The sequence below is a fragment of the Kitasatospora sp. NPDC114501 genome, from assembly GCF_055633695.1.
Window position 1 is genome coordinate 73339 of the sequence record NZ_JBVKDS010000007.1, and the last position, 12176, is coordinate 85514.

Consider the following 12176-nt stretch of genomic DNA (forward strand, 5'->3'; position numbering starts at 1 on the left):
CCACCCCTCAGGAAGGACCGCCATGACAGCTCCGGGACAGGACAAGGACGAACCGTCGCCCGCCGCGCCCCCGCCGGCCCCCGAGCCGGTGCCCGACCGGATCCTGGCCGCCGCCAGGGCCGCGCCGGGACAGTGGATCGGCCTGGTCGACCCGCACTGGCAGGGGGCGGGGGAGCCGCCGGACTGGGCGGTGATCGGCCGCTGGCGCGCGGGGGAGGACGGCTCCGTCGAGGAGTTCGCGCCGAACCCGGAGTACCGCCCGTCGCCGCTGGCGCTCGAGTGGCCCGCGCCGACCGATCCGGTCGACGCCGCCGTCCGGCTGGCCGCGACCGGGTACGGGCCGAGCGAGGACGTGTACCGCGCGCTCGCCGCGGCGCGGGTCGCCGTGCTGCTGGACGAGTCCGGTACCGTCGGCGGCTTCGGCCTCCCGGACGGCGAACCGGCGGTGGTCGTGTTCTCCGCGCGGTCCTGGCTGGAGGCCGCGGGAAGCCCCGGGCACGCCGTCATCGCTCCCGGCACGCTGCTGGAGCGGCTGCCCCCCGGCCTCGGGCTCGTCGTCAACCCGGGCGCCCCGGCGGCGATGCGGCTGGAGCCCGGCGCCCTGTGGGAGGCCCTCGACGAGCGGGAACGGGCCGGTGACCGGGGCGGCCCGCTCCGTCCGTTCGGCTGAGGCCGGGCCGGCCCGCACGGGGGTGGTCGGCACGAGGGCCCGTCACCGGGGGACGGTGACGGGCCCGGGGACCTGCGCCCGGCTCAGCCGGCCAGGCCGCGCAGGGAGTGGTACACGCCGCAGGCCTGGAGGGCCAGTGGCAGCAGGGACAGCGCGCACAGGGTGTGCAGGATGTCCGCGAGGCGGCCCCAGTAGGGGAGCAGCCGGCGGCCGGGGACGGTCCAGGCGGCGACGAGGAGGGCGGCGGTCACCGTCAGCACGGCGCCGAGCAGGAGCAGCCGGTCGGCGGTGGTGACGCCGGTGGCGGCGCGGGAGAGCAGGGCCAGGCCGCCGAGGACGCCGGGCAGCAGGAGCGCCAGCCGCTGGCGGATGCTGCCGACGGCCCGGGCGTGCAGCAGCAGGAGCACGCTCATCGCACCGGCCTGGGCCGGACCGGCCCACCCGGCCGACCAGGAGAGCACGGCCAGGCAGGCCGCGCAGACGGCGCCGATCGCGGTGTACAGGGCCATCAGGTAGTCGTCGGCGACCAGGGCGCGGGGCAGCACGGAGGAGGCCGGAACGGGATCGATGTTCTCCTGGAGCTCGTCGGCGTTGCGCGGCAGCATCGGCAGGCGCAGCCCGGACAGCCGGAAGGCCAGCGAGGGCACGAACGCGCCGACCAGGACGGCCACCACCGCGACCACCGCGACCAGCTGGTCGAGCGTCATCCCGGCGAGCACCAGCACCCCCGACAGCACCCCGAGCAGCGCGACCAGCGCCACCCCGAGGAACAGCGGCGCGGCCGCGCCGACCGCCGCCAGGGCCAGGACCGCCGCCCCGGCCCCGGCCGAGGAGGCCGACAGGATCCGGGCACCGAGCAGTTCACCGCCGTCCGGCCCGTTCGGCAGCAGCAGGGCGGCGAGCGCCAGGTACGGCACGGCGGCGGCGCCCAGCGCGGCGCCCGCGCCGGCGTCGGCCATCGCCCGCGAGGCACTGGCCGCGCCGAGCAGCAGCAGGACGGCGACCGCCGCGGCGGCGGCCTGGCGCGGGACGGTGGCGCCGGGCAGGGCGAGCAGCACCCACCCGGCCGCCAGCGCGGTCAGTGCCAGGGCCAGCGCGAGGACGCGGGTGAGCGCGGGGCGCCAGGTGTCGCCGCGCTCGTCCATGCCGGTGGCGACACCGTCCACCAGGTCGTCGAAGTGCACCGTCGGCAGAGCGTCGTGGCGGGCCCGCAGGTACAGCGCGTCGCCGTCGTGCAGGCCGAGCGCCTCGGGGGTGCGCTCCTCGTCCAGCGGCTCCTCGCCGAGCCGCTGGAGCACCCAGCCGCCGTGCTCCAGGCCCTCCTCGGCGAGCTCGGGGCCGGCGTGCCCGAGGACGGCGGGCAGCAGGTCGGCCAGCGGCACGTCGGCGGGGACGGCCAGCTCGAAGGCCGTCCCCGGTGCGTGGAACCTCAATCGGCACAGTCCTGCCACGACACTGCTGCTCACGCCGGTCCTCCGGTTGCTGGGATTGGTCCGTTGCTCCGCCCGGATGAACGGACTGCCCGGCGCGCCGCGTTCAAACCGCGCGAGCGGGCCGGGCGAACCGCGCCGCCGCTGAACCTCCGGTGCCGTGCCGTCCGTGAGCCAGAGGGGAACGGCCGTGGTGAGAAGGAGTCCTGAGTGAGCGTGGAGCTGATCAACCGGACGCCCCGGCGTCCGGGGCCCGAGATGCCGGACGGCGAGATCCAGCTCCAGGAGCCGCCGGGCCTGCCGGAGAAGCAGAGCGGCATGGCCAGCATGATCAGCATGGCCCCGATGGCGCTCGGCTCGCTGTCGATGGTGTTCATGTTCCTGCACCCCGGCGGGAGCGGCGAGGGCGGCGGCGGCATGCTCAGCTACGTCGCGATGGGCATGATGGCGCTGTCCGCCGTCGGCATGCTGGTCACCCAGCTGATCCGCGGCTCCAGCGACCGCAAGCAGCAGCTGAGCGCCGAGCGCCGCGACTACCTGCGCTATCTCTCCCAGATGCGCCGCCAGGTGCGCCGCTCGATCGACGCCCAGCGCAAGGCCCTGGCCTGGCGGCACCCGGAGCCGACCGAACTGGGGGCACTGGTCGGCACCACCCGGCTGTGGGAACGGCGCGCAGCCCACCCCGACTTCAGCGACGTCCGGATCGCGCTCGGCGCCCAGCGCCTGGCCACCCCGCTCGCACCGCTGGCCACCAAGCCGGTCGAGGACCTGGAGCCGCTCTGCGCCCACGCGCTGCGCCGCTTCATCCACGCCTACGGCACCCTCGCCGACCAGCCGATGGCGATCCACCTGCGCGGCTTCGCCCACCTGCTGCTGCGCTCCGACGACCCCGAGGCCGCCCGCTCGCTGGTGCGGGCCGTGCTCGCCCAGCTCGCCGTGGTGCACGGCCCGGACGAGCTGCGGGTCGCCGTCGTCACCGACACCGAGCGGCGGGCCGAGTGGGAGTGGGCCAAGTGGCTGCCGCACGCCCTGCACCCCACCGACACCGACGGCGCGGGCCCGGTCCGGCTGGTCGCCGGCAGCCTCGGCGAGGTCGAGCAGCTGCTCGGCGAGGAGTTCACCGGCCGCCCCGGCTTCGAACCGGACGCCGTACCCGACCGGGACGAGCCGTTCACCGTCCTGGTGCTGGACGGCCCCGGCGCGCACACCGGCAGCCGCGCCGCGCTGACCGGCTACCGCAACGCCGTCCTGATCGACCTCTCCGACTCCCTGGAGTGGCGCCCGGCCCGCACCACCCTGCGGCTGCGGATCGAGGACGGCCGGCTCGCCATGGTCGGCTCCGACCGCAACCGCAAGGACGTGGTCACCGAGCTCGGCCGGCCCGACGCGCTCCCGCTGCCCGCGACGACCCGGCTGGCCGCCCGGCTCGCCCGCTACCGGATCGCCGACGGCGTCGACGCCGCCGAGCCGCTCGCCACCGACTTCGACCTGACCGCCCTGCTCGGCATCCCCGACCTGCACGCCCACGACGTCGAGGCGCTCTGGGCCCAGCGCGGCATCCCGCAGCGGCTGCGCGTGCCGCTCGGCCTCGGCCCGGACGGCCGGCCCGTGGACCTGGACCTCAAGGAGTCCGCCCAGGGCGGCATGGGCCCGCACGGCATGCTGATCGGCGCCACCGGCTCCGGCAAGTCCGAGCTGCTGCGCACCCTGGTGCTGGCGCTCGCCGTCACCCACTCCTCCGAGGTGCTCAACTTCGTCCTGGTCGACTTCAAGGGCGGCGCGACCTTCCTCGGCCTGGACACCCTGCCGCACACCTCCGCCGTGATCACCAACCTGGCCGACGAGGCCGCCCTGGTCGACCGGATGCGCGACGCCCTGCACGGCGAACTCGTCCGCCGCCAGGAGGTGCTGCGCGAGGCCGGCTACGCCTCGCTGCTGGACTACGAGACCGCGCGCGCCGCCGGCACCGCGCTGCGGCCGTTGCCCACGCTCTTCGTGGTGGTCGACGAGTTCTCCGAACTGCTCTCCGCGCACCGGGACTTCATGGAGCTCTTCGTGATGATCGGCCGGCTCGGCCGCTCCCTCGGGGTGCACCTGCTGCTCGCCTCGCAGCGCCTCGACGAGGGCCGGATGAGCGCACTGGAGTCCCACCTGTCCTACCGGATCGGTCTGCGGACCTTCTCCGCCATGGAGAGCCGCGGCGTGCTCGGCGTCCCGGACGCCTACCAGCTGCCCTCCCAGCCCGGCAACGGCTTCCTGCGCAGCGACATCTCCACCCTCACCCGGTTCAAGGCCGCCTACGTCTCCGGCCCGTACCGCCCCAAGCGGCGCGCCGCCCAGCAGGCCGCCATCGCCGGGCAGGTCGTCGCGTACGGCACCGACTACGTGATGCCCCGGCAGCGGCCGGTGGCGGAGACCGAGACGGAGGAGGAGCCGACCTCGGCCGGCTCGCTGCTGGAGGTCGCGGCCGGCCGGCTGCGCGACGCCGGACCGCCCGCCCACCGGGTCTGGCTGCCGCCGCTGGACGTCCCGCCCACCCTCGACGAGCTGCTGCCGCCGCTCGTCCCGCATCCCGAGCGCGGCCTCACCACCGAGGACGAGGCCCGCCACGGCGCCCTCGGCCTGCCCGTCGGCGTGGTCGACCGCCCGTTCCACCAGCTGCGCGACCTGCTCACCGCCGACCTCTCCGGCGCCGGCGGCCACATCGGCATCGCCGGTGCCCCGCAGAGCGGCAAGAGCACCCTGCTGCGCACCCTGATCACCGGCCTGGCGCTCACCCACACCCCGCGCGAAGTCCAGTTCTACTGCCTGGACTTCGGCGGCGGCACGCTGTCCGCGCTGCGCGGCCTGCCGCACGTCGGCGGGGTCACCGGCCGGCACGACGGCGAGCGGGTGCTGCGCACGGTGGCCGAGGTCAACGGGATCATCTCCCGGCGGGAGCAGTACTTCGCCGAGCTGGGCATCGACTCCGTCGCGGCCTTCCGCCGCCGCCGGGCCGCGGGCGGCCTGCCCGACGAGGCGCACGGCGACGTCTTCCTGGTGATCGACGGCTGGAACACCCTGCGCCAGGAGTTCAACGACCTCGTCCAGCTGCTCACCCTGATCTCCCAGCGCGGCCTCAACTACGGCGTCCACCTGGTCATCGCCACCACCCGCTGGGGCGAGGTCAGCAGCGGCCTGCGCGACCAGCTCCAGACCCGCTTCGAGCTGCGCCTCGGCGACTCCGTCGACTCCGTGATCAACATGCGGGCCGCCGCCAAGGTGCCCAAGCTGCCCGGCCGCGGCCTCACCGACGAGCAGCTGCACTTCCTCACCGCGCTGCCCCGGATCGACGGCTCCGGGCGCACCGACGACCTCGGCGAGGGCGTCGCCGACCTGGTCGACGCGGTCGCCGCGCACTGGACCGGGCCGCGCGCCCCCGAGGTCCGGATGCTCCCGCTCACCCTGGACGCGGCCCGGCTGCCCGCCCCCGAGGGGCGGCTGCGGGTGCCGATCGGCCTGGAGGAGACCGAGGTCTCGCCGCTCTGGCACGACTTCGAGGAGAGCCCGCACCTGCTGGTCGTCGGCGACAGCGAAGCCGGCAAGACCAACCTGCTGCGGCTGATGATCAACGCCATCACCACCGCCTACACCCCGGCGGAGGCGAGGATCATGCTCGTCGACTACCGGCGCGGCCTGTACGACGCGGTTCCGGAGGATTACCGGCTCGGCTACGCGGTGGCCGTCGACAAGCTCCGCCAGATCGTGGACGGCGCCTCCCGGGCGATGAAGAACCGCATCCCGCCCGCCGACATCACCCCCGCCCGGCTCCGGCTGCGCGACTGGTGGACCGGCCCCGAGCTCTTCGTCCTCGTCGACGACTACGACCTGGTCGGCTCCAGCAGCGGCGCCCACCCCTTCGCCGCCCTGCTGGAGGACCTCTCCCAGGGCGCCGAGATCGGCCTCCACCTGGTCGTCGCCCGCGGCGCCAACGGCATCGGCCGGTCGCTCGGCGACCCGCTGATCCGCAAGCTCCAGGAGGTCAACTCGCCTACCCTGCTGATGTCCTGCCCGCCGTCCGAGGGCTACCTGTTCGGCAACCTCAAGCCCCGCCAGTACCCGGCCGGCCGCGGCCTGTACATCACCCGGCGGCGGTCCGTGCTGGTGCAGACCGGGCAGCTGGCGGAGGAGGCGTGATGGGCGCCGCGACGCTGCGGGCGCTCGGCCCGCACTACGTGATCGCACCGCCCGGCGCGGAGGCGGACGGACTGGCCGAGGCGCTGGCGCCGGTGCGGGCGCAGCCGCGGGCGCTGCTGCTGCTCGCCGCCGCCGCGGACGCGGCGCCCGTCCTGCTCGGCTCGCTGGACGAACTCGCCCGAGCGGCGCGCGAGCGGGACGCCGAGGTGCTGGTGCTGGCCGCCTCCGGGCTGGCGGCGGTCGGCCCGGACGGCCGGCGGCCCGCCGAACTCCTCGCCCGGCGCAGCGGGTTGACGGTCGTCGCGCCGGACACCGTGGTCAGCGTCGAGGCGGACGGCACCCTGCCCGCCGTGGACGGCACGTGGTGGCGCTGCCGTCCCGGCGGGGGAGCGGAGCCGCTCGGCGGCCGCTGGCCCGCCGCCGCGACCGTCACCCCGCTGGCCGGCGGGGCGTACTGGATCACCGAGGCGGCGGTCGGGCCGGTCCGACCCGCCGTGCTGGACCGGGCCGTCGCCCCGGCGGACGGGCTGCTGCTGATCATCGGCGAGCCGGCCGGGCCGCTGCCCAGCGGAGCCCAACTGGCCAACGCGGCGGTGCTGTTGCAGGAGACGGCCGGGCGGCGGGAACGCCTCGTACTGAGCGCGCCGTGGGCCGCTCCGGTCGAACTCATCGAACTGGCGGCGGTGCTGGCGGCCTCGCTCGGGCAGGAGGTGCGGGCGGCGGTCGGCGTGCCGGTCGGCACGGTGGGGGCGTCCGGGTTCGGCGTGCGGCACGTCCACCCGGCGGCGGACGGCGGCGAGGGCTGGGAGCCGTACCTCACCGAGCTGGTCGCCCGCCCGCGCGAGCGCACCGTCACCGCCGTCGGCTGGCGCACCCGCCCCGACCTGCCCGCGGCCCCCGGGGCGGCGCGCTACCCGGCCTTCCCCGGCTGGGAGCTGGAGGCGGTGGCGGCCGGCCTGTGGCTGCGCCCGGCCGCCACCCCGGACCGCGGGCCCCGGCTGCGCCGGCCGGACCCGGCGCAGCCGGTGCTGGTCGTGGGCACGCCGGGCCGGCCGGTGCCGGAGACGGTCTGGGACCACCTCGGTGCGGTGCTGGGCTCGCTCCCGACCGGGCCGGTACGGCTCGCGCTCGCGGTGGCGGGGGTGCTGGACGCGGGGTCGACGGCGGTGGGGCGGTTCTGCGCGCGGCTGTACGGGCTGGACTGGATCGGGGCGGAGGCGGGGGACGGGGCTGCGGTGGAGCCGGAGCCGGCGCTGGAGCCGATGGCGGTTTCCGAGCCCGAGCTGGTCACGGTTCCGGAGCCCGAGCCGGTGACGGTTCCCGAGTCCGAGCCCGAGTCCGAGCCCGAGTCCGAGCCCGAGCCGGTGACGATTCCGGAGCCCGCCACGATGGTGGCGACGTCGGGAGGGGCGTTCGTGGCGGAGGCTCCAGGGGAGGTCGACGAAGGGCCAATCTTGGCCCCTGAGACCCTGCCGGAGGAGCCCGAGGCGGAGGAACCGGTCACCGAGACCCCGGCCGTCGAGCCTGAGCCGGCCACCGAGCCTGGGCCGGCCGTCGAGCCCGAGCCGGTCCCGGAACCCGAGCCGGTCCGCGAGCCCGAGCCCGTGGCGCCGGTCGTCACGCCCCCGCCCCCGGCACCGTCGGTGCCCACCGAGCCCACCACGCCCTCCACCCCCGCCGCGGACGGCGCGGCCCTGGCCGCCCAACTCGGCCCCGCCTACCAGCGCCTGGCCCGGCGGGCCGAGGATGTCGCCACCCGGCTGCCCGCCCTGCGCGCCCGGGCGGAGGAGGGCGAACAGGGCCCCGAGCTGGTCGCCGTCCTGTTGCAGCACGGCGATCCCGGCCCGCTGGCCCCGCGGGCCGAACTGCTCGCGGCGGCCCGGTCCGGCGCGCCCGGCCCCTACGGTCCGTACCTGCGCTGCCTGGCCGCCGGGCTGCGGCGGTTGCCCAGCCACTACGGCGGCGTCCTGGTCGCCGGCCCGGCGCAGGCGTGCGACCTCGCCGCGTACGCCCCGGGCACGGTGCTGACCGAGGCGGCCCCGGTGACCGGCCTGGCGGCGCCCGGCGTGGACCTGGGGGAGGACGTCGGGATCGAGTTCGCCATCTGGTCCGTCGGCGGCCGCCGCAGCTCGGCCTTCGGCGAGCCGGGCGACCAGCCGACGGTGATCTTCGCCCCGGGCACGGCGTTCGAGGTGGTCGAGGTCGAGCCCGCCGACCCGGAAGAGGGCCGCCCGCCCCGGGTGCTGCTCCACGAGATCGGCGGCGTCCGCCCGGGCCCCGACCGGCTGCGCACCTGGCTCGCCCGCCGCGACGCCGTCGCCCCCGCCGACCGCGTCCGTCCCGCCGACCCCTCCCGTTACACCCTCGCCCTGGGCGCGGGTACCACCGGCACCGGCACCGAGTGACGGTCGAAACGACGGGGCCTGGTGCCGGACATGTCCGAGGTCGGTGTTCGTCGCCGGGCGGACGGGCCGACCGTACGGGTGGTCAGGAGGCGGCGCGGTCCTGTGCGTTGGGGGGCATCCTCCCGTGCGCGTAGCGGCAACCACGGTGACCACGATGGACGAGACTCCTCACCCGAACGCCACGTACGGAACACCGGACGTCGCAGGTGAACGGCAGGGAGGTCGTTGTGTCCTTGGTTCGTCAGCGTATGGCCCGCGGCTGGCACGTGGTGCCGGCCGCGTTCGCCGGGCTGGTCCTGGTACTGGCCGGCACGCCGAGTCCGGCGCAGGCCGCGGAGACGGAGTGGATCAGCTTGGACGGGGGTCAGTCCCGGGTGCTGTCGGCGGTGTACTCGGTGACGATCGCCGGCGCCACGTACGACGTCACCCGGGGCACGGACAACAACGTCTGGTTCCGCCACAACGGTGGGAGCTGGCACCCCCTCGGCGGCGACAACGCGTCCCGGACCACATCGCCGCCGCGGATCGTCGAGTACCCTCCGGGGCGCGCGATGGTCGTCATCCGAGGCCTGGACGGGGAGATCTGGTACAGCCAGGCGAACAACGGATCCCTGAACTTCTGGACGAACTGGGTCCGGCTCCCGGCCGGTGCCAACGCGATCGGCAGCCCGATCCTCACCATCAGCTCGGCCACCCGGGACCTCATGATCGAGGTGCCGAACACCTACCGGCGCATCAACATCACGTTCCTGAGGAACTACAACGGGACACTGACGGCCGACGGTTGGGGGGTGACCTCGCACGCGCTCCTCGGCACCAATGCCACGGACATCGAGGGTGACAGCCAGATCGCCGTCTACGGCACCGAGTACTACGAGTCGGTGCTGCGCAGCTTCTTCACGGGAACCGACCACCGTGTGTGGCGCGAGACGACGAATCCCACGACCGGTGCGGTCCTGGGCCTGTCCGAGGTGAACGGCGGTGGCGAGTGCGCCAGCGGCGTGGGGGCGGCGCGACTCGGAAACCAGACCACCGTGGTCAGGCCCGGTCAGACGGGCTACTCCGACCAGCAGCGCGTCATGATCTCCTGCATCGGAAACGACGGATACGTGTGGGAGACCACGTCGAACGACGGCGGCCGAACCTTCGACGGCTGGCGCCGCCCGGCCGGCGCGCAGGCCCCGTCGCTCTCGACGCCGGCGGTGTACCCGACACCCGTGGGGAACCTTTCATGGACCGTCACGATCAGGTGGAACGGCGCCAGGGGCACCCTGTTCCCTGACAACGCGGCGGTCGCGAAGCGTATCTGGTAGATCTGCCGGAGGCGCTTCCGGCCGTGGTCACGGAACCCCGACGGCGGTCCGCCGCTCCCCGGTGAACCCGGTGCCGCCGTCCGTCCGTCGGACGGAACGTAGGGATGTGGCCGACTGGAGGAGTACGGGGATGAGCGAGACGGTGCGGGGCGGGTTCCGGCTCGCGGCGGTGTTCGACGCGGTGGATCCGGTGACCGGGCCCGGGTTCGCGCCGGACCGGCCGCGGCTGGCGGCGGGGGCGGAGCGCGAGGCCGTCGCCCGGTACCTGCGGGCCGGGACGGCGGTGCTGCTGACGCCGATGCTGATGGACGACGTGGTCGACCCCGGCCGGCGCGGTGTCGTACCGATGGGCTTCCGCACCGACGGCCGGTGGGTCTGGACCGACACCGTCACGTACTACCTGGAGGAGTACGGGCTGGCGCCCGACCCCGAGCTGCTCGCGCACGTGCGCGAGCAGGGTGACGGGCCGTGGGCGGAGCCGTCGGCGGAGGTGCTGGAGCAGGCCGTGTCCTTCGTGCTGACCCCGCCGGAGGCGGCCGCGGAGCCGGTCTGGACGGTCGGCTCCTGAACCGCGCCGATCCGGCTGAACCGGTTCGGGCACGCCGTCCGTACCTCCCCACAGGAGTGTCGTCGAACGCAGGGGATGCATGGTGGGCGAGGAGCAGCGCGGCGAGCCGGAGCGGAGGTCGGGCGGCTTCCGGCTCCCGGCGGTGAACTGGGCGTTGGCGGCCGAGGCGGCGCCCGAGGAGGAGTCCGCGAGCGCCGCGACGGCGGTGCTGCCCGCGCCGCCGGCCGCCGGGGCCGCGGGCGGCGCGACGACGGGGGCGCGGACCGCGCCGGAACCCGAGCCCGGGCCGGAGGCCGAGTCCGAGGCGAAGCCGGAGGCCAGGGCCGGGATCGGCCCGGCGACCGTGCCGTCCCCCGCCGCGAGCCGGGCCGCCTCGGCACCCGCCGCGCCCGAGGCGGTGGCGCTCGCCGCCGTCACGACCGCCGAGCCGGGCGGTGAGGGAGCCGCGGACCAGGGGCCGCGCCCGGGCCGGGTCTCCCGTCCGATGATCGCCGCGGCCGTCGCCGTCGGCCTGGTGCTGGTCGGCACCTCCGTGGTGGTGACCCAGCTCGGCGGCAACGACCCCAAGCACGGGCCCGCCCAGGCCGACGTCCCGCCCGGCTACGGGCAGGGCGGCGACGGCGGCAACGGCTACGTCCCCGGCTTCGACGCGCACGGCGGCAGCATCGATCCGGCGAACCCCACACCCGACGGTCAGCCGGGCGCGATGGTCCCGCCGGTCGACGGTTCGGGCTCCCCGACTCCGGGCGACCAGCCGGCCGCGGCCCCGAACGGAACCGGCGGTGCGGCGAACGCCCCCAGGCCCGGCGGTGCGGCCAACCCCGCCGGGAGCGCCGGTGGTTCCGCCGGCGGGGCGGACCGGCCCCAGGGCGGATCGGGCTCCGCCTCGGGCGGTTCGGGCGGCTCCGGCGGCGCGATCCCGGCCCCCAACCAGCCGGCCCCGAACCAGCCGGCCCCGAACCAGCCCGCGCCGAACCCGCCGGCGCCCCAGCAGCCCGCGCCCCCGGCCGCCAAGCCGCCCGCGCCGGTCACCATGGTCGCGGGCCCGTACTGCAAGCCCGGCGGCACGTACAAGGCCAACGGCTGGTTCGACCAGGGTGACAAGGGCTGGCGCACCAACTCCGGTGGCTACAGCGGGGACGGCTGCACCGGCAACTTCGTCTCGATGCCGATGTCCGGTGACGCCGACAAGGACGACAGCGGCAACTCGGTGGTCTGGACCTTCACCGTGGACAAGGTCACCAGCTGCACCCTGTCCGTCTACATCCCGGCCAGCGGCGACGTGAAGCAGGTCGGCGGCAACCCGAGCTACTACACGGTGCAGAGCGGCGGCGGCCAGATCGGCTCGTTCTCCGTCAACCAGACAGCCAGTCGCGGCAGTTGGGTGAACCAGGGGCCCTTCACCTACCGTGGCCCGATCTCGCTGACGCTGCACAGCCGCGGCCTGGACTTCAAGGGCAGCACCGATACCTACGCCCACCACGCCGCCAGCGCCGTCCGGGCCACCTGCACGGGCTGACCCACGCCCCGGACCCGCCGTGCCGACCTGAACCGAACCACCGAACCACCGAACCCCACCGAACCACCGAACCACCGAACCACAACGCCCCACGA

The 12176-nt window shown here is 75.6% G+C and carries 7 protein-coding genes; 6 read left to right on the top strand and 1 reads right to left on the bottom strand.

Annotation, left to right across the window (positions count from 1 at the left end):
- Window positions 1-22 precede the first annotated feature (22 nt).
- Window positions 23-670: a type VII secretion system-associated protein gene (locus ACZ7RU_RS14690; protein WP_470341300.1), complete on the top strand. Its 648-nt coding sequence runs from the start codon at window positions 23-25 to the stop codon at window positions 668-670.
- Window positions 671-753: 83 nt separating this feature from the next.
- Here the strand turns inward: ACZ7RU_RS14690 and eccD are convergent, their stop codons facing one another.
- Window positions 754-2103 carry a type VII secretion integral membrane protein EccD gene (gene eccD, locus ACZ7RU_RS14695; protein WP_470341301.1) on the bottom strand — a complete coding sequence of 450 codons (1350 nt, stop codon included), beginning with the start codon at window positions 2101-2103 and terminating at the stop codon, window positions 754-756.
- A gap of 255 nt (window positions 2104-2358) precedes the next feature.
- Between eccD and eccCa the strand changes: the two genes are divergently transcribed.
- The 5 genes from eccCa (at window position 2359) to ACZ7RU_RS14720 (ending at window position 12081) form a co-directional block, all read left to right on the top strand.
- Window positions 2359-6276 (top strand): type VII secretion protein EccCa, encoded by a 3918-nt coding sequence (gene eccCa, locus ACZ7RU_RS14700; protein WP_470341562.1) that lies wholly within the window; start codon window positions 2359-2361, stop codon window positions 6274-6276.
- Window positions 6276-8681 carry a hypothetical protein gene (locus tag ACZ7RU_RS14705; protein WP_470341302.1) on the top strand — a complete coding sequence of 802 codons (2406 nt, stop codon included), beginning with the start codon at window positions 6276-6278 and terminating at the stop codon, window positions 8679-8681. Before eccCa ends, ACZ7RU_RS14705 begins: the two co-directional genes overlap by 1 nt.
- Before the next feature lie 206 nt (window positions 8682-8887).
- Window positions 8888-9994 (top strand): PLL family lectin, encoded by a 1107-nt coding sequence (locus ACZ7RU_RS14710; protein WP_470341303.1) that lies wholly within the window; start codon window positions 8888-8890, stop codon window positions 9992-9994.
- A 130-nt stretch (window positions 9995-10124) separates the two neighbouring features.
- On the top strand, window positions 10125-10562 hold the full coding sequence (locus ACZ7RU_RS14715; protein WP_470341304.1) for a hypothetical protein: 438 nt from the start codon (window positions 10125-10127) through the stop codon (window positions 10560-10562).
- 79 nt (window positions 10563-10641) lie between these two features.
- Window positions 10642-12081, top strand: a complete 1440-nt coding sequence (locus tag ACZ7RU_RS14720) for a hypothetical protein (protein WP_470341305.1) — start codon at window positions 10642-10644, stop codon at window positions 12079-12081.
- Window positions 12082-12176: the final 95 nt, after the last annotated feature.

Excerpts from the sequence above, each read along its gene's own strand:
- ACZ7RU_RS14690 (WP_470341300.1), top strand. The coding sequence starts at position 23 with ATGACAGCTCCGGGACAGGACAAGGACGAACCGTCGCCCGCCGCGCCC.
- eccCa (WP_470341562.1), top strand. The coding sequence starts at position 2,359 with ATGCCGGACGGCGAGATCCAGCTCCAGGAGCCGCCGGGCCTGCCGGAG.
- ACZ7RU_RS14705 (WP_470341302.1), top strand. The coding sequence starts at position 6,276 with ATGGGCGCCGCGACGCTGCGGGCGCTCGGCCCGCACTACGTGATCGCA.
- ACZ7RU_RS14715 (WP_470341304.1), top strand. The coding sequence starts at position 10,125 with ATGAGCGAGACGGTGCGGGGCGGGTTCCGGCTCGCGGCGGTGTTCGAC.
- ACZ7RU_RS14720 (WP_470341305.1), top strand. The coding sequence starts at position 10,642 with ATGGTGGGCGAGGAGCAGCGCGGCGAGCCGGAGCGGAGGTCGGGCGGC.